This window comes from Natrarchaeobius halalkaliphilus (genome assembly GCF_003841485.1).
Classification (GTDB): domain Archaea; phylum Halobacteriota; class Halobacteria; order Halobacteriales; family Natrialbaceae; genus Natrarchaeobius; species Natrarchaeobius halalkaliphilus.
In genome coordinates this window covers 238695-262062 of the sequence record NZ_REFY01000003.1, presented here as the reverse complement: position 1 = coordinate 262062, position 23368 = coordinate 238695, and the positions used below count along the sequence as shown (strand labels likewise).

At 63.1% G+C, this 23368-nt stretch carries 25 protein-coding genes; 12 read left to right on the top strand and 13 right to left on the bottom strand.

The features are described 5' to 3' along the window. Positions 1–108: 108 nt before the first annotated feature. From dacZ to EA462_RS08225, 3 genes are all read left to right on the top strand, one after another. Entirely contained in the window at positions 109–921 is an 813-nt protein-coding gene (gene dacZ, locus EA462_RS08235) for a diadenylate cyclase DacZ (protein WP_124178092.1), read from the top strand. Between the two features lies 1 nt (position 922). Next, positions 923–1687, top strand: a complete 765-nt coding sequence (locus EA462_RS08230) for a mechanosensitive ion channel domain-containing protein (protein WP_124178091.1) — start codon at positions 923–925, stop codon at positions 1685–1687. A 192-nt stretch (positions 1688–1879) separates the two neighbouring features. Beyond that, positions 1880–2605: a J domain-containing protein gene (locus tag EA462_RS08225; RefSeq protein ID WP_124178090.1), complete on the top strand. Its 726-nt coding sequence runs from the start codon at positions 1880–1882 to the stop codon at positions 2603–2605. On the opposite strand, the gene EA462_RS08220 is transcribed toward EA462_RS08225, so the two are convergent. The 10 genes from EA462_RS08220 to EA462_RS08175 form a co-directional block, all read right to left on the bottom strand. Then, positions 2599–3210 carry a toll/interleukin-1 receptor domain-containing protein gene (locus tag EA462_RS08220; protein WP_124178089.1) on the bottom strand — a complete coding sequence of 204 codons (612 nt, stop codon included), beginning with the start codon at positions 3208–3210 and terminating at the stop codon, positions 2599–2601. The two genes, EA462_RS08225 and EA462_RS08220, sit on opposite strands and share 7 nt — an antisense overlap. A 45-nt stretch (positions 3211–3255) precedes the next feature. Then, positions 3256–3618, bottom strand: coding sequence for a hypothetical protein (locus EA462_RS08215; RefSeq protein ID WP_124178088.1), 363 nt, complete (start codon positions 3616–3618; stop codon positions 3256–3258). A 67-nt stretch (positions 3619–3685) separates the two neighbouring features. Next, positions 3686–4330 (bottom strand): triose-phosphate isomerase, encoded by a 645-nt coding sequence (gene tpiA, locus EA462_RS08210; protein WP_124178087.1) that lies wholly within the window; start codon positions 4328–4330, stop codon positions 3686–3688. Positions 4331–4403: 73 nt separating this feature from the next. Then, positions 4404–4955, bottom strand: coding sequence for a multiprotein bridging factor aMBF1 (locus EA462_RS08205; protein ID WP_449289206.1), 552 nt, complete (start codon positions 4953–4955; stop codon positions 4404–4406). Between the two features lie 48 nt (positions 4956–5003). Continuing rightward, positions 5004–5615, bottom strand: a complete 612-nt coding sequence (locus tag EA462_RS08200; RefSeq protein ID WP_124178085.1) for a CDP-alcohol phosphatidyltransferase family protein — start codon at positions 5613–5615, stop codon at positions 5004–5006. Further along, positions 5612–6121: an adenylate kinase family protein gene (locus EA462_RS08195; protein ID WP_124178084.1), complete on the bottom strand. Its 510-nt coding sequence runs from the start codon at positions 6119–6121 to the stop codon at positions 5612–5614. The genes EA462_RS08200 and EA462_RS08195 overlap by 4 nt, the downstream gene beginning before the upstream one ends. After that, a complete protein-coding gene (gene hisC, locus EA462_RS08190; RefSeq protein WP_124178083.1) occupies positions 6118–7251 on the bottom strand; it encodes a histidinol-phosphate transaminase in 1134 nt (377 codons plus the stop codon). The genes EA462_RS08195 and hisC overlap by 4 nt, the downstream gene beginning before the upstream one ends. A 58-nt stretch (positions 7252–7309) precedes the next feature. Then, positions 7310–8527 (bottom strand): hypothetical protein, encoded by a 1218-nt coding sequence (locus EA462_RS08185; RefSeq protein WP_124178082.1) that lies wholly within the window; start codon positions 8525–8527, stop codon positions 7310–7312. A 168-nt stretch (positions 8528–8695) separates the two neighbouring features. Then, positions 8696–10414, bottom strand: coding sequence for an ATP-dependent DNA ligase LigA (gene ligA / locus EA462_RS08180; protein WP_124178081.1), 1719 nt, complete (start codon positions 10412–10414; stop codon positions 8696–8698). Positions 10415–10485: 71 nt separating this feature from the next. Then, positions 10486–11034 carry a hypothetical protein gene (locus EA462_RS08175; RefSeq protein WP_124178080.1) on the bottom strand — a complete coding sequence of 183 codons (549 nt, stop codon included), beginning with the start codon at positions 11032–11034 and terminating at the stop codon, positions 10486–10488. Positions 11035–11156: 122 nt separating this feature from the next. Here EA462_RS08175 and EA462_RS08170 point away from each other — a divergent pair, with 122 nt between their 5' ends. From EA462_RS08170 to EA462_RS08155, 4 genes are all read left to right on the top strand, one after another. After that, positions 11157–12710: a hypothetical protein gene (locus tag EA462_RS08170; RefSeq protein ID WP_124178079.1), complete on the top strand. Its 1554-nt coding sequence runs from the start codon at positions 11157–11159 to the stop codon at positions 12708–12710. A 72-nt stretch (positions 12711–12782) separates the two neighbouring features. Beyond that, positions 12783–13775, top strand: coding sequence for a 2-phospho-L-lactate transferase (cofD, locus tag EA462_RS08165; RefSeq protein WP_124178078.1), 993 nt, complete (start codon positions 12783–12785; stop codon positions 13773–13775). Between the two features lie 5 nt (positions 13776–13780). Further along, complete coding sequence (locus EA462_RS08160; RefSeq protein WP_124178077.1) at positions 13781–14536, top strand: tRNA-dihydrouridine synthase; 756 nt, start codon at positions 13781–13783, stop codon at positions 14534–14536. A gap of 60 nt (positions 14537–14596) precedes the next feature. Beyond that, the gene (locus tag EA462_RS08155) at positions 14597–14920 is read left to right on the top strand and encodes a hypothetical protein (protein WP_124178076.1); all 324 of its coding nucleotides are present in this window, start codon (positions 14597–14599) and stop codon (positions 14918–14920) included. 128 nt (positions 14921–15048) lie between these two features. Here the strand turns inward: EA462_RS08155 and EA462_RS08150 are convergent, their stop codons facing one another. After that, positions 15049–16953, bottom strand: coding sequence for a DHH family phosphoesterase (locus EA462_RS08150; RefSeq protein ID WP_124178075.1), 1905 nt, complete (start codon positions 16951–16953; stop codon positions 15049–15051). Positions 16954–17137: 184 nt separating this feature from the next. Here EA462_RS08150 and EA462_RS08145 point away from each other — a divergent pair, with 184 nt between their 5' ends. The 3 genes from EA462_RS08145 to EA462_RS08135 all read left to right on the top strand — a co-directional run bounded on the left by EA462_RS08145 (position 17138) and on the right by EA462_RS08135 (position 19730). Next, entirely contained in the window at positions 17138–17635 is a 498-nt protein-coding gene (locus EA462_RS08145; RefSeq protein WP_124178074.1) for a Mov34/MPN/PAD-1 family protein, read from the top strand. Between the two features lie 31 nt (positions 17636–17666). Further along, positions 17667–18101: an adenylyltransferase/cytidyltransferase family protein gene (locus EA462_RS08140; protein WP_124178073.1), complete on the top strand. Its 435-nt coding sequence runs from the start codon at positions 17667–17669 to the stop codon at positions 18099–18101. Between the two features lie 237 nt (positions 18102–18338). After that, positions 18339–19730, top strand: coding sequence for a YncE family protein (locus EA462_RS08135; RefSeq protein WP_124178072.1), 1392 nt, complete (start codon positions 18339–18341; stop codon positions 19728–19730). A gap of 9 nt (positions 19731–19739) precedes the next feature. Here the strand turns inward: EA462_RS08135 and EA462_RS17255 are convergent, their stop codons facing one another. Then, positions 19740–19895 (bottom strand): hypothetical protein, encoded by a 156-nt coding sequence (locus tag EA462_RS17255; RefSeq protein ID WP_165872035.1) that lies wholly within the window; start codon positions 19893–19895, stop codon positions 19740–19742. Between the two features lie 63 nt (positions 19896–19958). Then, the gene (gene ilvD / locus EA462_RS08130; protein ID WP_124178071.1) at positions 19959–21695 is read right to left on the bottom strand and encodes a dihydroxy-acid dehydratase; all 1737 of its coding nucleotides are present in this window, start codon (positions 21693–21695) and stop codon (positions 19959–19961) included. Positions 21696–21914: 219 nt separating this feature from the next. On the opposite strand from ilvD, the gene EA462_RS08125 reads away from it, so the two are divergent. Beyond that, complete coding sequence (locus EA462_RS08125) at positions 21915–22244, top strand: hypothetical protein (protein WP_124178070.1); 330 nt, start codon at positions 21915–21917, stop codon at positions 22242–22244. 134 nt (positions 22245–22378) lie between these two features. Further along, on the top strand, positions 22379–23362 hold the full coding sequence (locus tag EA462_RS08120; protein ID WP_124178069.1) for a beta-ribofuranosylaminobenzene 5'-phosphate synthase family protein: 984 nt from the start codon (positions 22379–22381) through the stop codon (positions 23360–23362). Positions 23363–23368 lie beyond the last annotated feature (6 nt).

Below are 23368 nucleotides of genomic sequence, written 5' to 3'. Positions count from 1 at the left end.
TCCGTGGCTGTGTCGGATAATTGAACCACTGAGATGTGTGAGAAAAGCGACAGACGCGCGTCAGACGTCCCAAAACGCTTATTCGCGCGGGCGCGGCTTGTATGAGCAATGGCCGGGTTAGACGACGTGTTCGGGGAACTCTTCTCGAGTGTCGATGCGATCATGCTCTTTGGGCCCAGTGGCTCGTACTACGAGCAGTTTGCCGAGACCGAGGATATCGATGCGATCGTCGTCGGGACGGAAAACGAGGTCGGAGCCGAGGTGTTCGTCGAATTGCCCCTCGAGTTCGACGACGTCTCCGAGCGCATCCGGTTCGGTCTCGAGGGCGCACTCGAGCAGGACATCGTCGAGGACGGCGACGAAATCGTCTGTGCGACCAGCGTCTTCGGTGACGAAATCGACACGATCTCTCGTGTCCGGGCTAACTCCAGCTCCCGGACGGGGATCTACGACCTGTTCTCGAAATCCCGCGCCGAGCCACAGGTGATCAAAGCCGTCCTCGAGTTGGCGATTGAACTGGGACAGAAAGGGCAAAAAGGCAAACCCGTCGGTGCGTTGTTCATCGTCGGCGACGCCGGAAAGGTGATGAACAAATCCCGACCACTGTCGTACAACCCCTTCGAAAAGTCCCACGTCCACGTCGGTGATCCGATCGTCAACGTCATGCTAAAGGAGTTCTCTCGACTCGACGGGGCGTTCGTCATCTCCGATGCGGGGAAGATCGTCTCGGCCTACCGGTATCTCGAGCCCTCCGCGGAGGGCGTCGATATTCCGAAGGGGCTCGGTGCACGCCACATGGCCGGCGGTGCGATCACGCGGGACACGAACGCGATCGCGATCGTTCTCTCGGAGAGCGACGGACTCGTCCGGGCGTTCAAAGCGGGTGAACTTATTCTCGAGGTCGATCCGGAGGCGTACTGATATGGACTGGCAGACGCTCATCGACGAGCCTGCGGTCATCGCGGCCGCAGTACTCGCGCTCGGTCTCGTCGTGGGCTATCTCGTGGGGCGACTCAACAGGGAGTTACTGACGGCGTCCGGAGTTCCAGAGGCCGTCGAGGGAACGCCGTTCGAGCGGACCGCACAGTCGATCGGCACCTCGACGGTGGACATCGTCGCGCGCCTGAGTTCGTGGTTTATCTACGGCATTGCGGTGTTGACAGCCATCTACATCGCCCAGTTGCTGGACACCGATGCGTTCGCGTTTCGGATCGTCGAGTTTATTCCCCGGGCGTTTATCGCCGTTCTGGTCCTGATTCTCGGATTTATCGTCGCGGACAAATCGGAGCTTGTAGTTAGCGAGTACCTCCGCGGTGTGAAGCTTCCGGAGGTCTCGGTGATCCCGAAGCTGGTCAAATACTCCGTCCTGTACGTGGCCTTCGTGATCGCACTCGGACAGATCGGCGTCTTCGTCTACCCGCTGTTGATTCTGCTCGTGGTGTACGCGGCGGGAATCGTCATCGTCGGCACGATCACGTTCAAGGACTTTCTGGTCTCGAGTGCGGCGGGTATCTACCTGTTGCTCAATCAACCGTACGGTATCGGTGACCGGATTCGTATCGGCAACCAGGCCGGAATCGTCCAGGAAGTCGACCTGTTCGTCACGAAAATCGAAGACGACTCCGAGGAGTACATCATCCCGAACCGGAAGGTCTTCGAAGAGGAGATCGTACGCATCCGGAACTGATCGGCCGATTCGGACGCTGACTCGGGCAAAAAACCAGTACCGCGTCGGACACCTCACGTGACACCAACGTACTCCGGCAACGTAGCGTACTCCAACGCCGGATGTGTCTCAGTACGCCACCGCCGCATCCGTCGGAGCCTGTAGACCGACGACACCATAACTACTATATGACGACGATAAATATCAACACTGATGACCGTCACCGAAAAGAACCGAGCCGGCTGTGACGGCTGTGGCCGGACGGTCCCACTCGAGAAGTTGTCGACGGTGACGATGCCCAACGGTGACGCGGTCGCCTGCTGTCCACACTGTGAACCACACGCACGAAGAGCTGCAGAGAGCGTTTCGACGCTCGATCAGCGGCGGAATAGCTGTGACGGCTGTGAGAGCGTCTTTCTCGAGAGCGAACTCGAGGAGATTCCACTGGCCGACGGGACGGTCGTCTCCTGCTGTCGGTCGTGTGCGAAGACGTCGTCGGACGGAAACGCAACAGCGACGGCCGAAGATGACGCCAACCGATCTGGGGACGACGGTCGAACCGACGACCGCGGCCAAGGGGAGATCGTCGAAGAACCGACCGACGAACTCGGGGACGAGCAGTCGTACCGGTGTACGCAGTGTACCGAACTGATCGAGGTCGAACCGTTCAGGATAACGACCGTGGACGGACGAACCGAGCGGTTCTGTCCGTCGTGTAAAGAGCGGGCCAAAGCCGACGGGATCATCGCCAGCGTCGCCATGCGAAAGACGAAAGCTCGAGACGTTCTCGGCGTCGAGAAGGGAGCAAGTCCGGACGAGATTCAAACTGCGTACCGCGGACAGGTCAAACGCGCACACCCCGATCGGCCGACTGGAAGCCTGTCGGCGTTCGAACTCGTTACGGACGCCTACGAGCGTCTCCGCCGGGACGGTTACTGACCGCGTTCGTCGCGCCGAACGAAGCCGATCGTTGCCGGATCGAACGAATAGGTCGCACGGCAGTGGTCACACGACGCCGTGAGGACGTGGCCGCGGCGGTGTCGGTTCCAGAGTTTCGACTGAGATCGTTCGATGTCGAGGGTGACGCGTTCTGGGCAGTGAGAACTCGGACACGGAAATTGGATGAACCAGTTCGGCACGGACAGCGGACCGAGCGGTTCGAGTTCGCACCGAAGCCTCGAGAGGAGTTCGAAAATCGTCTTTGCGGGACGCTCGCGGTCGATCTGTACACCCTCGAGATCGGAGATGAATCCACCCCGGTACCGTTCGTCGTCGAAGACCGGAAGGATCGAAACTTCCTGCGAGCGAGCGTACCCGAGTTCTTGATTGACCCACCGCGAACGCGACGCTTGCTCGGTCAGAACGGCGACGACGACGTCGCTCTCGACGAGTCGTCCTTCGAGACGGGCACGCATACTGTTGGACTCGACCTCTTCGAGTGCGATGTGAATACCGAACGGGAAGTTTCGAACCGTCGAAAGCAGCTCCTGAACGAACTCGAGGTCGCCGGGTGCGTGCGAAACGTACACCTGTTCTCCGGTCATGATGTCGATCGCAGAAAATACTCTCGCCAATGCGCATTAATCTAACTACTCTTCAATCGGATCGTCCGTGATCGTTCCGAGAACGAGGTTCGAAAATTCGAGTTCGGTGAGATCGCTGGACAGTCGATCGAACCACTCCTTCTCGACGTGCCAGTGACCTCGAACGTCGCCGTCCGTCGTTCGGGAGGTCGCCTCGAGTCGACCCGGTGCCCACTCGCGCTCGTCTGCGACGGTCAGTAGCGTTCGAACGACGGCGCCGACTTCGTCCGTCGTCACCGCCGGCGCGCTGGCGACGACTTCGTACTCGATCGAGACCGTTCGTTCGTCCCGTTCGAAGTCGATTACGTAGATACCGTGGCTCATGAGTCGGTTCTCGAGTGTCACGCCCGCGGCGGCGAGGTCGCTCATACTAACGTCTTCGGTCGCGAGACAAAAAGTCGTATCTCCCGACGGCCGGTCGCCCGGATCGGTGACTTCAGAGGGGGTCGACGAGATCCTCGAGTGCGGTCCGTGGATCGTCCGCCTTGGCCACGCCGCTTGCGAGGAGAACGCCTTCGGAGCCGAGGTCGCGGGCGGAGACGACGTCGTCGCCTGTGCTGATTCCCGCACCGCAGAGAACTGAGACGTCGATATCGACGCTCGCAGCGGCCCCGACCGCTCCTTCGACGACTTCGGGATCGGCCTGACTGACCGGCGTTCCGGTCCCGATGAGCTCCGGTGGCTCGACGGCGACCGCATCCGGACCGAGCGCGGCTGCGGCACCGACCTGGGCGGGGTTGTTCGCACAGACGACGGTCTCGAGATCCGTTCGCGATGCTGCCCGAACTGCACCGTCGATATCTGCCAGTTTGAGTCGATGCTCCGAGTGATTGATCAGCGTGCCGACCGCGCCGGCATCGGCGACGGATTCCGCGAGCGTGTGTCCGGTGTTGCTGCCGTACTCGATCGGATCGACGTGCTGGGCCCACGTCTCGGCTCCCGTCTCAGCGACGCGCTCGAGGTGAGTCGCCTGCGGCGCAACGCCGATGCGGGCGTCGGTGGATTCGTCGACGTCGCGAACGGCTTCAGCGACTGCGACCGGATCACACGGGTACGTCTTCAGATTGACGAGGATGAACATACCAGAGATCGGATTCGCATCGAAGAAATAGCTTGCGAGTCACCGACGACGGTTTCGAGACGCTCGACGGTCGTCAATCCTTTCGCTTGACGACGTCACCGAGCGTGTAACTCCCCGAGGACGATCCGCCCGACCACTCCGCATCGTCGGCTGAACCCCCCTCCGCACTGAGATCGATTTCGAGGAACCGCTCTATCTTCGACTGTACGCGATCGCTCGGAAGCGTATCGCCGCGCTCGATCTTACGAATCAGACTCGCCTTCTCGTTGAGTTCGTTCGCGAGATCCGACTGGCTGATTCCCTTTTTTTCACGAGCGTTTCGGACGCGATCGTCGTAGTCCGTGACGAGTTCGTCCATGTCGTCGAACATATCTTTCCGGCGAGAACTCGAGCCGCCCGAACTCGAGGAGGAAGCGGACTGACTGTTCGACGTGCCCGAACTCTCCCCGGAGCTCGATCCCGTCGAGTACTTCGTCGACGCGGTCGAACTGGTGGGCTGTTTGACTTCAGTGCCGAAGTCGGTGCAGTTCGAACACACGTCGAGTTTCGCACCCTCGACCTTGATAGTCTTCGGAGACGACGTCTCGGCGCCACACATCTCGCACTGAACCATGTCCGCACCTATATCGTGGCGAGTGATAAAGGATGCGGCGAGACACCCGTCACGAATCCGTCACTCGAGGGCCGTCCAGGAGTAGAAAAACCGCTGTAGGGCAGTCAGATGACCGACGACGGCGAGAAAGACCAGCAGCCAGCCGACGAGCGTGAGACCGCCGTAGGTTCCCTCGATCGGATAGGCGAGAAATCCGACGAAGCCGATGATTGCCAGTCGATCCGCTCTGCCAACGAGTCCGCCGTAGACGCGCTCGAGACCGACAGCCTGTGCCTGGGTTCCCAGATACGACGTCATGACGACGCCGGTAACGGCGAGGAATCCGAGGAAGTAACTCTCGACTCCCGCGGCCAGACCACCGATGATGACGATGTCCGCATAGCGGTCGAGGACGTGATCGAGGAGGTCGCCACCGGCGGAAGCGACGTCCTGTTCGCGCGCGAGCGCGCCGTCGATTACGTCGAGCCAGCCGTTGAGAAAGACTAACGCCGCAGCACCGACGTACCAGATCGGGTCCGCGCGCCCGCCGAGAACGAACGCGACGGCGGCTAAAATCGCCATCCCGAACGCGAGCACGCTGACGCCGTCGGGAGTCATTCCGATCCGATCGAAACCCTCGACGAACGGATCGAGAAACCGAGAGACGTACGGACGAAGCTGATCGAGCGTCACTGGAGATACCCCACGAACTCCACCTCACCTGCACCTGGCTCTCGGTCACCCGCGACGACGGCTTCGAGTTCGTCCGCGACCGTCTCCGGCTCGAGATCGGTCGTGTCGACCTCGTACACCGACTCCAGGCCGTGTTCTTCGACGGCCTCCGCGAGGATCACGTCGAGTGCCTCGCTCTCCGCGTTCTCTCTCGCTTTCGCGCGGGATTCGCCACGCTCGAGTAGTCGATCCTCGAGCGATTCGGGTTCACACCGGAGCACGACGACTCGGTCGACCTCGAAGCGGTGTGCGAGGTGTGACTCGATCATCGCGTCGTCGCGGCCGTCGAGCCAGTCGGAAAGCCCATTGAGATCAGCGACCTTGCTCTCACGCTCGGCGTCGACCTCGGTGTAGAGTTCCTCCGACTCGAGGATCTCGTTGAGGTGGACGATATCCAACCGCGACTCGAGCAGATCGGTCGCGGTCGTCTTCCCGGTTCCGGGCGTTCCGGTGACGGCGATCCTCATTCGTCGGTGACCCCCAGTCGCGTTCCCGTCCCGGCGGCTCGATCAGCGAGGACATCGTTTGTCGTTTCGATCGCCAGCTCGGTTTCTTCCTCGGTTCCGCAAGTGATCCGGAGACAGTCGGGAAGGCCGAAACTCGAGCAATTCCTGACGATGACGCCGCGTTCTCGGAGCGCTTCTGAGACGGCCGTCGCGTTCCCGACGTCGACGAGGACGAAGTTCCCCTCGCTCGGCCAGACGTGGGCGTCGAGCCGATCGCACATCGCGTCGCGGGAGTTCCGCGCCGTCTCGACGGTTCGCTCGACGTGCTCGTCGTCGTCGATCGCGGCCAGACCGGCCCGGCAGGCGAGTTCGCTCGCCGCGAACGGAGTGTTCACGCGCGTATACGCCTCGGCCCACTCCTCCGGAACGATCGCGTAGCCGAGTCGAAGGCCGGCTAGTCCGTACGCCTTCGAGAAGGTTCGCAAGACGGCGACGTCGTCCCGAGCGTCGTATCCCGCCCGTCCCTCGATCAGCGCAACGGCGCTGTCGCGGTCCGCGAACTCGCCGTACGCTTCGTCGACGACGACGAGCGTCTCCGCGGGCGTTTCCTCGGCAAGCCGTTCGATCTCCGCCAGCGCCATGGTGGTCCCCGTCGGATTGTGCGGACTCGTCACCCAAACGATTCGCTCGCCGTCGAAGGACTCGAGCACCCCGGCCGCCGTCTGCTCGAAGTCGTCCGCTCGCTCGAGGGAGTAGGCTCGGTCGTCGCCGTGGTGAAACCTGGCGCTCATTCCGTAGTAAGCGAATCCCGGCGTCGGGGTGAGAACAGCGTCTCCTGGCTCGAGGGTGGCCCGGTGGAGGTAGTCGATGGCACCGTCGCCGCCGTTCGCCAGCCAGATCTGCTGGTCGTCGACGCCAAACCGATCAGCGATCGCGCGGACGAGATCGGCGTGTGCGGATTTGGGATACGAACTCACGCTCGATGCCGTCTCGCGGATGGCGACGGCGGCGGCCGGCGAGGGACCGTGGGGGTTCTCGTTCGAGGCAAGTTTGACGAACTCCGTGGGATCGCGCCCGAGCTCACGGGCGACTTCTTCGATACCCCGACCCGCCTCGTAGGCGACGTGATCGGACAGGTCGCGCGGTTGCATACGAAGATCCAGTTTCCCGCGGCTCTTAAGGGTGCTTACCTGTCGCGACGTGGGGAGATCACGCTCCGCCGTAGTCGAACGCGACGGCGAGCGTGGCGTCCCCTGACGTCCCCCTGAAGACGAATCGGTACCGGCCGTCTGGAAGGTCCGGGCAGATCTCGAAGCGATCCTCGTGGGCGCTGGCCGAGAGGATACCGGCCTCCGTGAGTTCGATCGTCCACTCGAAGCCATCGCCCGGTGAGTGGACGACCCCCTCATCGGTGTAGTCGATCGGGTCATCGTCGGTCGTACCGCGGACGTCCGCCCAGCCGTCCTCGGTCGAGACCTCGAGATTGTACTTGTTCCGGTTGCCGGTCATTACCGGCCGATCGGAGACGTTTCGCATCCGGATTCTGATCTCGTCTCCGCGTCCGAACTCGAGGGCCTCGGCCGCGTCGTCGCCGCTGTACTCCGCGTTCTCGGCGCGCAGAGAGAGCTTCGGACTCCCGTCGTCGTCGGTCGTTTCGCCCCAGGAGATCTCGTCGTCGGGCGACCAGTGTCGCTCGAACTCGTCTTCGTCGCACGAAAGGGCCTCGGGAACGGTTTCGGGATCGTGCGGCGGCCGAACGAATCCCGGTAGCTCCGCCGGATCGATCAGCCCGCCCGCGCTGTCGACGTCGTCGGTTTCGTCCCAGCCGTTCGTGACCGTAAACAGCGCCTCGGAGGGGAGGTCGTCCCCGGTAACGCGCACGAATGCGCTCGGGTAGGTGACCGCTTCGCCGCAGGCCTCGTCCTCGTCGCTCGTGTCCACGGGACGGGCCGCCGCAGTTATCGCAGGACGAGAATCCTCGCCCTCGAGCGTGACCGTCGAGATCGTCACGTCGTCGACGTCGACCTCGCTGTAGCACGTGTTCGGGCCGACCGTTCCGACGAAGACGATCACCGACTCGTCGAAATCCGTCTCTCCGTACCACTCCTCGAGACCGTCTATCTCGTCGGGATCGTCGACCATCCACGGCTCGTCGCGCTCAGTTTCGATGACGGTGACGAATCCGGGAGGATCGTCCGCACGTTCGGCCCACAGCGGCCGTGAGAGCGACGGGCCGAGCTGAAAGGTGTCGAAGGAGGCGTCACCGTTATCGACACTGTTGTCGTTCCCGCTACCGTTGCCGTCGCCGTTTCCGCCGCTACCTCCGTTCCCATCACCGGTACTCGGATCGTTCAGACAGCCACTGACGGTGATCGCACCGAACGATCCAGTCGTGAGGAGGACATCGCGTCGCGTGAACCGATTCATATCCCACTGTAGGGTCAGGAAACATAAATGGATTCGTCAAGGTAAAAGAGTCCTTTGTCCGGTTGCGAAGGCGGCCTCTGTCGTTCGATTTGGGCCGACTGAACGATCGACTCGGTTCGGAACGATGGTCGCCCGAGCCGGATCACGGCGGTAGCCATCCGAGCCGGTTCACGACCGAAGCGATTCTACGCGCTCGAGCGTCTCCGCGTCGTCGAAACCTTTGTCGTGGCGAACGCCGACGAACCGCGGGAATCGAAGCGCGTAGCCCGAGGAGTACGTCGGTGAGGTCTGGATCTCCTCGTAGCCGACCTCGAAGACGACCGCCGGCTCGAGATCGACCGTCTGACCGTCTTCGGTGACGATGTGGGGCTCGAGCAGCTCTGTCAGCTCGGTCAGTTTCTCGTCGGTGATCCCGGTTGCGACCTTGCCGACGGTCTCCAGGTCGTCGCCGTCGCGAACGGAGAGTTCGAACGTTCCGAGAACGGTCGCGCGTCGCCCCTCGCCCCACTCGGCTCCGGTGACGACGCAGTCGAGCGTCTCGACCTCGGGTTTGTGCTTTCGCCAGTGCTTGCCGCGGCGTCCGGGCGAGTACCTCGAGTCGGGCGCTTTGAGCATGATCCCCTCGTGGCCGGCCGCGAGCGCTTCGGCGTCGATCGACTCGATCTCGTCGGCGTCGTCGGTGAGCCACAGCAACGACAGCCCCTCGACGTCGGCCGGATCTGATGCGTCCGAACCGGCTGTCAGGACGGACTCGAGCCGATCGTGACGATCGGTCAGGGGTTTCTCGAGCAGATCCTCACCGTCCGCGTGGAGACAGTCGAAAAACACCGGTCGAACGGAGACGTCCTCGCGGGCCTTTTCGACGTCGTGCTTCCGGCGAAATCGCGTGAGAACGTCCTGGAACGGGAGCGGTTCGCCCTCCTCGTCGACCGCGACGACCTCGCCGTCTAAGATCACCGACTCCGACAGCGTCGCCTCGGCGTACTCGACGACTTCCGGCAGCGCATCGGTGACCGCCTCCATGTTCCGCGAAAAGACCCTGGTTTCTCCTGACCCCGGATCGGTGCCGTCCGCGGTGGCTGCCGGCTGGTGGTGGAGTTGGATTCTGGCCCCATCGTATTTCCACTCGACGGCCGCTTCGTCCCACTCCTCGAGCGCGTCGGTGACGGTTCCCGCCTGTGCGAGCATCGCCTGGACGGGCCGACCCACCTCGAGATCGATCGCGTCGAGACCGTCGAGTCCCTCGTCGCGGGCGATCCGTGCGACGCGTCCGTAGTCGTTCGACACCTGCAGGGCACGCTCGACCCGATCTTCGGGCACGGAGAACGCGTCAGCGATGGCGTCCCTGACCGAGCCTTCACCGACGCCGATTCGCATCTCCGAGAGCACGAGTCGAGCGAGATAGCGCGCCTCGTCGCTCGAACACCGGTTGAACAGGCCGAACAGGAGATCGACTTTCCGGTCGTGACTGCCTGATCCCTCGGCGGCCGCGAGATCGGTGAGCGTCCCGTGAACCTCGCGAACGGTGAGGTCCCCGTCGCCCGCCCCACCGCCGGTGAACGCGTCTAGACCCTGCTGGCCGCCGAAATCGTAGCTCGCGGCTACGGCCCCGATCTCTCCGAGCTCGGCCAGCCGATCCTCCACGTCGTCGGCGCTAACGTTCGTTCCGCCAGCGCGAGCGATCGCCTCGTAACAGGTACTGGGCCCGATATCCAGCGTCGTCGAGTTCCAGGCGGGAAAGACTCGTCCCTGAACGAACCGAGCCACGATCTCGAGATCGTCGTCGCCCGCCTCCTCGAGCAGCGTCTCGACGTGCGCGACGATCTCGAGATCCGCCGGTTCGGCTTCGATCGTCCCGGCGCGGTCAGCGAAGGTGGCGAACTCCATCGGGGAAGTCTATCGCGGGAAGCGATAAAACGGTTCTGAGACCCCTCGAGGGGGTGCGACGGCTGTGTCCATCACGCCGACGAAATCCGGCGAGCGTATTCGTAGATGGCACCGCTGACACAGCCGACCGGGATCGTCAGCCAGACGGTGAGAACTGTCGCAAAGAGCCCGATCAACGCGACGAAACCACCGACATCGACTAGAACGCTTTCGGCTCCAGTCCACCAGAACCAGAGCAATCGGATCAGAAAAACGATCGCGAGCGAGGCGAGATACGTCACCACGGTCGCGAGAAATCCAGCCACGACGCCGAAGTACGGCACATCGCTCGGGAGCGCGCGCCAGACGAAGACGCTCGCGACGAATGCGACCGGGACAACGATCGGAAGGGAAACGAGCGCGGCAAGCCCCCAGAACGGATGAGCAAAATCGGACGACAGACCGAGTGTGGGGAGAACGGCCATCGAGAGTGCGAACCCGATGGCGATGGCGAGCGCAGCGGCGCTCCCAGCGTAGCCGGCCCCGATATCGCGCCGGCCGGCCCCGGGCATTCGACCCGGCCCGTAGCGCTTGCAGGCGATCGCCAGCGTTTCGATCGGCGGGGAGCGGATCGCATCCATGTCGATAAGAGCAACCACCTGAAACATAAGCGTTCGGCCGAAGGTGCACTGGGAGTCGCCCACAGTCCGTTCCCATCCAGTAAGGGACGGTTTTAAAGGCGGTCCGCCTCACACTCGGAGATATGCCAGAGGAGGAACTCGCCGCCCGAGTTGCTGACGTGCTGTCGGTCGACGCCGACGACTTTCGAGCGCGAGCCGAAGACGATGCCGCGGTGATCAAAGAGGGTATCGAGAACGGCGTATTCGACAATCCACAGGCGATCATCGGCCTCGAGTACGAGTTCTACGCGATCAAAGACGACGGCTGTGAGCTCCGCAGGGTTCCCCGCCGACTGCTCGAACTCATCGGGTTCGAGAAGGAACTCGGGTTGCACAACGCGGAGATGACGACGAGTCCCCAGCCGCTGAACGCGGACGGTCTCGCCGCCCAGGAGTCGGAAGTCAAGGCGCGCCTCCGAACGGCGCTCGACGTGACCAAGTCCGAGCGGATGCGTCCGGTCAGCGACGCCCTCTGGACGATTCCGCCCGAGGGCGAAGATAGCGGGACGTATCTCACCGACAGCGTCGAGCGAACGGTTCCCGGCGAGGCCGGCTCCGATCGCTCGATCCGCGTCGCGACGAACATGAGCGCCTCCGCTCGGTATCACGCGATGGCCAACACGAACCGTGCCGAGGCCGCCGGGATGTGTATTCGCGCGCCACACGTCTCGCTCGAGGCCGACACGGTCATGCCCGAGAGCCTCATCACGTCCATCCAACCGCACTACCAGGTCCCCCACGCGCTCGACTTGCCGTTGTATTTCAACTACGCCCTCCGCGCGGCAGGTCCGCTTCTCGCTCTCGGCGTGAACTCCCCGTTCTTCCCGCCGGATCTCTACGACGAGGACGTAACCGCCGACGAGGTCCTCGAGGACGGCTGGATGGAACACCGGATCAGCGTCTTCGAGACGGTCCTGAACGATCCAGCGACGGGCGAAGGCAAGGTTCGCTTTCCGCGCGATCTGGCGGCGATCGAGGACGCGGTCGATCGGATCGCGAACGACGATACGGTGGTGCCGATGCCGGTCGAGTCGGGACAACGCTTCGACGACGAGTTCCCACACTTCCGTCGCAAACACGGCACGTACTGGCGGTGGGTCCGTCCGGTTTTCGGCGGTCCGACGCGGTCGGCCGCGAACGCTCGAATCGAGTTCCGCCCGATTCCCGCTCAGCCGACGGTCCGGGACTCGGTGTCGTTTCTCGCGGCGTTTGCCGGGCTGATGGAGAGCCTGACCCGCCTCGAACACCCCGTCAACGATCTCGACTGGGAGATCGCCCGCGAGAACTTCTACGCCGCGATGCGCGACGGTCTCGAGGCGGATATGACGTGGATCACGAACGACGGAAAGGTCACGACGAATCGCCTCCAGCTCTACGAAGACCTGCTTGCTCACGCGGAGGACGGGCTGGTGAATCGCGGTCTGAGCGAGGAGGACGCGGCGAAGTATCTGTACCCGCTTCGGCGGCGCGTCCGACAGCACTTGACGCCGGGACGCTGGAAACGAGAGCAGGTCCGCGCCGCGCTCGAGAACGGAACCTCTCTCGGCGGTGCGATCGAATCGATGCAACGCGAGTACGTGAGCCGACAGCGGGAGACGCTCCTCGAGGGAAGCTTTGCCGACTGGATCGTCGAGTGAGTGATCGGGGACGTTCGGACGATGACCGGGCGGCGCAAGCGGTTAAGTACCCTGCGACGAGAACTGTAGAATATGGTAACCTTCCTCTCCGGGGGCACCGGCACGCCGAAGCTGTTAGACGGCGCTGGAGCCGTGTTTTCACCGGAGGAGACCACGATCGTCGCCAACACCGGCGACGACATCGAACTCGGCGGACTGTTCGTCTCGCCGGACGTCGATACGCTGTTGTTTCAGGGGGGTGGCGTCCTCGACAGGGAAACGTGGTGGGGAATCGATGGCGATACCCATCGGACCAACGCGGCGCTGTCTGATATCGCCTCGGCCGCGGGACTTGCCGACGGTCCGCAGTACCTTCCCGAGGACAAACAGACGGCCGGACGCGATCTCTCGAGCTGGCGACGGTTTTCGGGCTCCGCGGAGTTCATGACGATCGGTGACCGCGATCGAGCCGTCCACATCACGAGAACCAGCCTGCTCGATCAGGGACACACGCTAAGCGAGGCAACCGAGCGCCTGGCGAGCGCGTTCGGCCTCGAGATCGAGCTTCTCCCGATGAGCGACGACGCGATCGCCAGTCTCATCCACACCGACGAGGGAATGATGCACTTCCAGGAGTACTGGGTCGCTCGCCGGGGAGAGCCCGCGGTCGAAACCGTCGAGTTCCGCGGCTCGTCGACGGCCGAGCCGGCACCCGGCGTCCTCGAGGCGCTCGAGGACACGGTCGTTATCGGCCCCTCGAACCCGGTGACGAGCATCGGTCCGATGCTCGCGTTACCCGGGTTTGCGGACGCGCTCGCACGGACGACGGTGGTTGCGGTCTCTCCGTTTCTGGGTGAGGAGGCCTTCTCTGGGCCCGCCGGCGAGTTGATGCAAGCGGTCAACGCCGATCCGAGCACCGAAGGGCTCGCTGACGCGTACCCGTTCGCAGACGCCTTCGTCATCGACGAGACGGACGGTGCCGAGTTCGACCGACCGACGATTCAGACCGATATCCGAATCGACGCGCCCGGCGATGCAGTACGGGTCGTACAGGCGATCGAGCAGGCGGTCGAGATCGTGAGATAGCACTGATGTCCTCCGTCACGTTCTCACCGCCGCTTGCGCTCTCGAGTCTGAGCGGCGAGTCCGACGCGGACTGGGCCCGAGCCGGAGCCAGCTTCGTCGGGGCCGCGTTCCTCGGCGGTATCGCTCTCGACGAGGACTCGAGGGCCGGGGCACGGGCACTCCGCGACCGGGACCGGAACGAGTTCCTCCCGTCGGATCCGATCGCCTTCGTCGACCGCGAACTCGCTCGACTCGACGACGCCCCACTCCAGACCGGGTTCAACGTCAGGACCGCGACGATCGATCCGATCCGCGACGTCGCGACAGTCTGTCGGGATCGAGGTGCGTTTCTCGAGATAAACGCCCACTGCCGTCAGGACGAACTGTGTGCGGTCGGCTGTGGCGAGTCGCTCCTTCGGGACGGCGACCGACTTTGCACGTACGTCGAGACCGCCGCGGAAACCGGCGTCACGGTCGGAGTAAAAGTCCGGGCGGACGTGTCCGGAGTCGATCTTCCAACGCTCGCTCGAGAACTCGAGCGCGCCGGCGCTGGATTCGTCCACGTCGACGCGATGGATTCGGAGGCCGTGATCTCCGAGATCGTCGACGCGACCGAGCTATTCGTGATCGCTAACAACGGGGTTCGAGACGACGAAACCGTTCGGGAGTACGTCGAGTACGGAGCCGACGCGGTCAGCGTTGGCCGGCCGAGTACCGATCCGATCGTCCTCGAACGCGTTCGAACGGCCGTCGATCGACGATTCGAACACGCGAATCGCTAGGACACCTCACCGCCGATCGAACCAGAAAGGCATATCCAGCGGGCTGTCCTTCCTTCCGCCGTGAGCCTCGAGGATCTCAACGACGAAGTACAGGAATCGTACACCGAATTCGACGACGAACTCGCCGTCTCGCTCGACCGGGAGACCCGAAACGAACTCGCGCTGCTCGAGACCGCACTGGAGCCCGCAGAAACCGACGAACTCGTGCGCCGGGCGATCCACATGCTGTTTCAGACGACCGTCGACACCGGAACACTCGATTTCCACCTGCGGTCCGGATTCGACGTGACGTACGACGAGTACTTGACGGGAATGACGTTCGACGAGATGACGGGTGCCGATCAGTATCCGTCGATGGACGACGAGCGACGATATCAGTTCTGAGACGGTAGTCGAGATTGGATGAAAACTGACTGACGGCGGTCCGTTTCATACGGTCTACTGTAAGTCGTTACCGGAGCGACCGCAGGACGGCTCGCGGTCGCCCCGGTAAAAAGTCACAGCAAACCGTATCAGTCGTCGATCGGCGCTGCGCTCGAGAGCGCCTCGTCGATCTCCGCGTCTTCCATCTTCTCGACGAGCGCGTCGATCACTTCCTCGCGTTTGCCCTTGACGAACTTGATCGAGCCGACGACGAGGTGTCCGCCGCCGGAGACGCCGCCGCCGGGAACTTCCGCTTCGAGTTCCGAGACCATCTGTGGAATGTCGAGGCGGACGCCGTCACTGCGAAGAACGGCGAAATCCGGACCGTAGCCGACCGTAATCACCGGGTCCCCGGTCTCTTCGATCTTTCGGTCGTGGATCTCGCCCGTCGTCTTTCCGGGTGCGGGATAGGTAAACCGGTGTGCGTAGTTCTCGACGTCGATCCGGTAGAGGTGGGCACCGTTGTCCAGATCCTCGTGTTCCAGGTGGGCCATCGCGGCGTCGAGCTGTTCGTCGACCTCCGCTCGAGCGCGGTCGGCAAAGAACGACACGAGTTCGCGGTGGCGTTCGTCGTCGTTGCCGTCGATCTGGATGAGGTCCTGGATGAGCTGATCGCCGGAGTTGTATCGCAGCCAGAAGGCGGCGTAATCGAGCGCCTCGCTCAGGTCTCGAAGTCGATCTTCGTCGTAGCCGACCTCCTCCGCGAGCGCGAGGTAGTCCCCCATCGCATCGGCTTTCGATCGGTCCGCGATACCGGCGACGGCTGGGACGTGTCGGAGTTCGTCCGTCAGGTCGGGGTAGATCATCCGCGCGAGTTCGACACAGCACATACCCGTCGTGATCCGGTAGTCCTCGTCGTGGAGGTACGGATTGACGTGCGCGTCGAGCAAGTCCTCGACGGCCTCGGGGTCGGGATGGTGGTGGTCGACGACTGCGATCGGGATGTCGTAGTGTGCGAGCGTCTCGTACGCCGGAACGTCCTCGGCCGTCGAACCGTTGTCAAGCATCAAGAGCAGCGGCAGCTGCTGGCCGTGTTTCTCGCGGTCCTCGAGCGCGAAGTTGAGGTCGCGCGTCGCGTCTTCCATCTCGTAGAACGGTGCCTTCGCGGGCAGCCGTTTGATCAGGTGCCGCGGCGCGTTTTCGTCCTCGTGGACCTCCGAGATGAACCGTTCGAGGGCGATCTGGACCGGAACGGCGGCACACATTCCGTCGCCGTCGGCGTGATGTCGAACCCGGATCGGACGGCCCTCGAGAACGGTTCGTCGAAGCAACTTCGCGACCTCTCGAAGGGAGGGACGGAGCTTTTCGAAGGCGGGCCAGTCGATCAACGGATCGACGTCGTGCGGTTCGGCGCGGGAGTCGAGCGAGGCTTCGATGCGCTCGCGTGCGTCGTCTGCGTCCTCGCCCTCGAGGATCGAGATACCGTCGACCTCGATCTGGACCGACTCGTCGCGGTGTTCGGGCGTTCCGGTGATTCGGACGACGTCCCCGACCTCGATTTTCGGGTAGGCGCGGACGCCCGCCTCTTCGAACGCGGCACAGGGGACGACGCCGTATTCGTCCGAGACGTGGAAAATCGTCGGTCCGCCGGTCTGTTTGACCTGTACGACTTCGCCTTCGAGGTGAACCTGTTCCCCGACGTTGGCCTCGAGGCGGTTCGTTCCTGTCAACGAGTAATCGTGCGAGACGTCCTCGAGTTCGTACCCCTCGGTGTCGACGGGTTCGAACGCCATATCGCCGTTATCACGGACGCTCTCGAGTTCGACGACGAGTTCGTCACCGACGCGGAACGTGCCTTCGAGGACGGATTCGTGGACGAGGCCGGAGACCGATTCGGAGAGATCGACGAAGACGCCGTAGTCGACGATACCGTTGATTTCCGCGAGATAAGGCCGGTTGCGTTCGACGTCGTCTGCGGTACAATCAGCATCGAGATCGTAAACGACGGAATCCCCGTCGCCGTCGCCGGGTTCCCCGGCAGACTCCTGTGTCATCTTGATCGGTGATTTGGGACGGTCGCGTATAACCCTTGCCAAGACGTGATCCGCTCGGCCTCGAGACGAGCCTCGAGCGTCGTGATCGGTGGCGAGCGACACGAGGGACAAATGCGGTTGCCGTGCTCAATCACGAGACACCGCTTCCGGAACGTTTAGCAACCGCAGGCTCGGATGGGGTGGTATGGGGCTGCTCGACGCGCTGTTTCGCTCGAACGAGATCCTCGGTATCGCCGAGGAAACTCTCGAGTTCGCCATCGAGTCCTCGGAGGCGAGCCATCCGGCGGAGTACATGGGCTTCCTTCGAGGAACCGAGGCGCACCGGCTCGAACTGGATCGAGACGGACTCGTTATTACCGATATTCTGGTAGTGCCGGGAACCGAGTCCAACAGCGTCAGCGCAACCGTCAGAACGAGCCAGATTCCGAACGACGTGAAGGCGCTCGGAAGCGTTCACTCGCACCCGAACGGCGTTATTCGTCCGAGCGATGCGGACCTGGAGACGTTCGGTCGCGGGAGCGTCCACATTATCATCGGCGCGCCGTACGGACGCACCGACTGGAAGGCGTTCGATTCACAGGGACGACCGACGAACCTGAACGTGATCGACGTCGCCCTTCCCGAGAGCGAGGACTTCTTCGATTTCACGCAGGCGGACATCGACGAGGAACTACGAGGATGACGACGACTACGGAACCGACGACCGAGGACACATGACGCGCACAGTTATCGCACAGGGTACGTTCGATATCCTCCACCCCGGCCACGTCCACTACCTCGAGGAGGCCGCTGCGATGGGTGACGAGCTGTACGTTATCGTCGCTCGCTCGACGAACGTCGATCACAAGAAAGCGCCGATCTGCCCGGCCACGCAGCGCCGGGACGTGGTCGCCGCACTCGAATCAGTCGACGAAGCCGTTCTGGGCCACGAAACGGATATCTTCGTTCCGATCGAAGAAATCGGTCCCGACGTCATCGCCCTCGGTCACGATCAACACCACGACGAGTCGCGGATCGACACCGAACTCGAGCGGCGCGGAATCGACTGTGAAATCGTCCGTGCCGGTGCTCGCGAACCGGCGAGCGGCGACGAGCTGTTCTCGACCCGACTGATCGTCGACCGGATTCTCGAGCGACGCGGCGAGTGAATCCCGACTCGAGCCGACTCGACGCACCACGACCCGACGTAGGAGTGGGAAAGTATTGCCACTTGTTTCGTCGGTATCGGTCCAAATTCTCGAGTACTCACCGAAAACAGTAGTTCTCGACGCGGCTCAACGAAACCCCGTCCAAGTATTGCCGGTAACTTGCTCAAGTGCGATATTTGCCACGGAGACGGACTGAAACCCGCAAACTTTTGAACACGCAGTTCGGAATTCGTCGGTATGGAGTTCGACCCAACTCGCAGACGATTTCTCGCGGGCAGCGCGACAGCCGGCATCATCGCAGTCGCCGGCTGCTCGGAAGAAGAAGAACCGATCGAAGATCCGGATCCGTCCGACGACGACGGAACGGACGGAGAATCGGAAGACGACGGAACGGACGAGGAGCCGGAGGACGACGACGAAGAAGAGGAGGAAGACGAAGAGACGACCCTTCAGTACGAAATCTGGGCGCTCGATCAGGGGATGGACAACGTTCACCTCTATCAGCCCGGCGACGGCGACGACGAGTTCGACCACACGAACACGATCGACCTGAACGAACTCGAGGGCGTCCCGGACGAGGGCGTCGTCCCGCACATGATCGACTACAGCTCGGATTACGAGTACGCCGCCATCGCCTGTACGGCGGGCGCGCGGACGCTCGTCTTCCGGACCGAAGATCACGAACTCGTCGGCAACATCGAAACCGGACCGAGTTCGCACATGGCGGCGTTCTCGCCCGACGACGAGTACATCCACGTCGACGTCATCGGTGACCGAAAGATCGTCCGCGTCGATGCCGACCTCGAGGCCGAGGAGTTCAGCATCGAAGACGACATCGACCTCAACGAAAACGAGGCGATCCTCGACGCCGGAATCGACTCGGGTTCACCGATCTGTCACCAGTACGCCCACGACGGCCGCTCGCTGCACACCGTCGGTCCGAGCTACCACGACGGCGCGCTCATCATCGTCGACCACGACGACTTCTCGGTGGATCAAGCCTACTCCGGCGACGAGTTGCCCACCAACTGTGGCACGATGCCACACCCGAGCGAAGAGAAGTTCTACCTCACCGCGGGCCTCCCGTCCGACCCCGAGGAGGACGAAGAGGGCGTCGGAGACTTTTACGTCTACGACACCGAGGCGGACGAGATCGCCGTCGACGGCGAGTCGACCGAGGGTATCGACGCACACGGCTTCTGGTTCACCCCCGACGGCGAGGAGCTGTGGGTGCTCAACCGTGAGACGAACGACGGTATCGTTCTCGACCCCGAAACCGACGAGGTCATCGAAGAGATCGACGCCTACGGAGAAAACCAGTCCGAGGACTCGAGCGAGCGCGATTCGCCCGACATCATGTGGTCGTCGCCCGACGGACAGTACATGTTCGTTACGCTCCGTGGTCCTGCGCCACAGTCCGGCGATCCACACGCCGCGACCGGCGTGATCCCCGGTTTCTCCGTCCTCGACACCGAAACGCGAGAGATCGTCGACGTCGTCGAACCCGATCCGATCGAGAACTACGACCAAGACGATATCGACGCCGAAGAAGTACCTGATTTCCACGGCATCGGTGTCCGACCGATCGACGACTTCGAGACCGGTATTCCGACCTCGCCGCCGTTCTAGAACGGTCGCTTACTTTTCGAGCATCACCGGCGGTGGGAGGCGTGCCGAATCGACCGTGTGACCCGTCTCGACGAAGTGTTCGATAGCTCTCCTCGAGACCTCCGCTTCGGTGTCTCCCTCCGCCGTACTGGCATACCAGTGACACTCGAGGCAGTACTTGTTCATCGTGGCTGAAGGTCGGAGACGTGGTTCCGAAAGCGTCGTGCAGGAAATCGAAGGGGAGGTGCGTTACTCGTCGCGTTTGACGCCGGGATTCGTCACTGCGCCGTCGGACGCCGACGAGAAGTCGCGGCCGAATTTGGCCAGAACGCCGCCGTCGTAGACCGGGTCGGGCTGATCCCACCCCTCGCGACGAGCCTCGAGTTCTGCGTCGTCGATATCGACTGCGAGCGTTCGCTCCGGAATGTCGACGGTGATCTCGTCGCCGTCCGCTATGAGGCCGATCGGACCGCCGACGAACGCCTCGGGGGCGACGTGACCGATCATCGGGCCGCGGGTGCCACCGGAGAACCGACCGTCCGTGATGAGCGCGACGTCGTCCTCGTGACCCGCGCCGACGACCGCTGCGGTGACGCCGAGCATTTCGCGCATTCCGGGCCCGCCCTTCGGGCCCTCGTTGCGGATGACGATCACGTCCCCGCTTTCGAGGTGTCCCTCCTGGACGTAGGCCATCGCGTCCTCTTCGTCTTCGAAGATTCGGGCCGGACCCTGGTGGTAGAACTCGTCGTCTCCGGTGACCTTGAGAACCGCACCGTCCGGCGCGAGATTGCCCGAAAGAATCTTGATTGCGCCCTCTTCCTCTTTGGGATCGTCGACGGAGTAAAGGAAGTCGGCGTCGATCTCGTCGTCGCCCGGCAGCCCGTCGTCTTCGAGAACTGCCAACTCCTCTGCGATCGTTCGGCCGGTGACCGTCATCGCATCGCCGTGAATCAGATCGGCCTCGAGCAGGCGTCGGATGACGACCGGAACGCCACCGATTTCGTGAAGATCGTTCATCACCCGCGAGCCGCCGGGGGCGAGATCCGCGATCTTGGGTGTTCGACGCGAGATTTCGTCGAAGTCCGCAATCTCGAGGTCGATGCCGGCTTCTCGAGCGAGTGCGAGCAAGTGGAGGACCCCGTTGGTCGAGCCGCCGATGGCGGTCTGGATCGCGATCGCGTTTTCGAACGACTCCCGCGAGAGGATATCCGAGGGGCGGCGGTTCTCCTCGACGACCTCGACTGCGAGTTCGCCGGCTCGTCTCGCGACCGCATAGCGTTCGTCGTCCTCTGCCGGCGGAGAGGCGCTTCCGAGCGGGGCGAGTCCCAATGCTTCGGAAATCGAAGCCATGGTGTTCGCGGTGAACATGCCGCCGCACGAGCCCGCACCGGGACACGAGTGGCGCTCTAACTCGTCCAGTTCGTCGGCGTCCATCTCGCCGGTGCTGTATGAACCGACGCCCTCGAAGACGTTGACGATCGTCACGTCGCGACCCTCGTGCTCACCGGGCATGATCGACCCGCCATAGAGAAAGACCGACGGAAGATCGGTTCGGATCGCGGCCATCATCATTCCCGGGAGGTTCTTGTCACAGCCGGCAACGGTAACGAGCCCGTCCATCCGCTCCCCGAAGCTGACGAGTTCGACGCTGTCAGCGATGAGTTCACGGGAGATGAGCGACGCTTTCATTCCTTCGGTTCCCATCGAAATCGCATCGGAGATGGTGATCGTCCCGAACTCGATCGGCATGCCACCGGCCGCGTCGGTGCCGTCGATCGCTGCGTCCGCGACGTCGTCCAGATGAACGTTGCACGGGGTGATATCCGCAGCCGGGTTCGGAACGCCGATCATCGGTGAGGAGAGATCGTCGTCGTCGAATCCCATCGCACGGAACATTGCCCGATGCGGTGCCTTCTCTGCGCCCTGTGTCACGTCCCGACTCGGTAGTCGTTCGTCCTTGCCGTAATCGAACTCGTCGCTGCTCATGATCGAATCTTGCGTCGAGAGACTATAAGTCACCCTTTCTCGGTCTATCGATCAGCGGTAACCGCCCGGCCGAACCGGTTCGGGCTCGTTCTCGAGGCAGTGCTCGAAATGTGATAGCTACTCGATCACGCTCCGACTTACACCGGTTACGATAAGTCGCGTATTCTTACCGTTTCTCGAGGAAGAAAGCTTATACCGCACGCTCCGACTCATCGAACCATGGCACGCGAAAATCCGGTACGAAGCCAGACAGATACGACGACCGACGACAGACTTCCCAACCTCATAACCATCGTGGGACGCGGCGTTCCCTCGATGTTCGAAATCGCCGTCGACGGCGAACTCGAAATGCTCGGAGACGACCCGGCCGAGGATGCGACGGTCGTCTCGCAGAAGGTCGCCGAGGGAACGATCGACGTCGGCGTCAGACGGTTTCGATTCTCCGGACGCATGGCCAACGTCACCGTGGTCGACTGGAACGGCGTCCCCGCACCCGATTCACCGAGTACGCCCACTATTCATATCGATTACGACGTTCCAGATCGCTGAAACACGAGCTTCCGACGTTCTCCGATTGCAACTGGACTCTGCTCGACCAGTGACGACGGTGACGGACACCATCCGTCAGTCGTTGCCAGCGTCGAAACCCCCTTGGACGGGGCGTACGTATCGGCGGACAAGAGATGTCCAGGGCGACCGTGAGTACGGGTGCGCGCCTCCACGTCGGATTTCAGAACCTTTCGCTCGCACGGAGCCGTCTCTACGGCGGCATCGGGATCGCCCTCGAGGAACCGAGGGTGTCGGTCATCGCCCGCTCCGCGGACACCGTCATCGCCGACGATCCGCTCGCCGGGTCCTACGCGACGCGAGCGTGCGACGTACTCGACGTTCCGGGCGTCGAACTCGGACTCGAGGAGGAACTTCCGCGACACGTCGGTCTCGGAAGCGGCACGCAACTCGCGCTGTCGACGCTCGCCGCGACGGCACGCGCACACGACCTCGAGGTGAGCCTGCGGGAACTCGCGCCGGAGATGGGTCGTGGCGGTCGAAGCGGCGTCGGTGTGGCGACGTTCGAAGGCGGCGGATTCGTCGTCGACGCCGGCCACCCGACGACCCGGTTTACGACCGAGCCACCGATCGAGGGTGACTGGACGGTCCCTCCGGTCGTCGCCCGCCACGACCTGCCCTCGGAGTGGCGCTTTCTGGTCGTCGTTCCGAACGGCGACCCCGGTCGGAGCGGCGAGGACGAAGACGAGAGCCTCCGTGCGGTAATCGAGCGCGCCGATCCGGCCGTGGCCGACGAGATCGCTGGCGTTATCACCCGAAAGCTCCTGCCGGCAGCGACGGAGGGACGCCTCGAGGCGTTCGGGGAGGCCATCGCTGAAATCGGCCGCAAGAACGGAAGCTGGTACACCGACGCGCAGGGCGGGGTCTTCAGGCCGCCCGCAGGTGCCCTCGTGGAGGCGCTCGAGCGCTGTCACGTCCTCTCGGGTGTCGGCCAGTCCTCCTGGGGTCCCGTCGTCTACGGGCTGACCGATCGGGCCCACGCTGAGGAGGCAGTCGCCGCCGCCGAGAACGCACTCGAGCGGTGTGGTCTCGAGGGACGGATCGTTCTCTCGGCCGCGACGTCGACGGGAGCCCGGATCCGAACCGACGATCCCGAGTGACGTGCC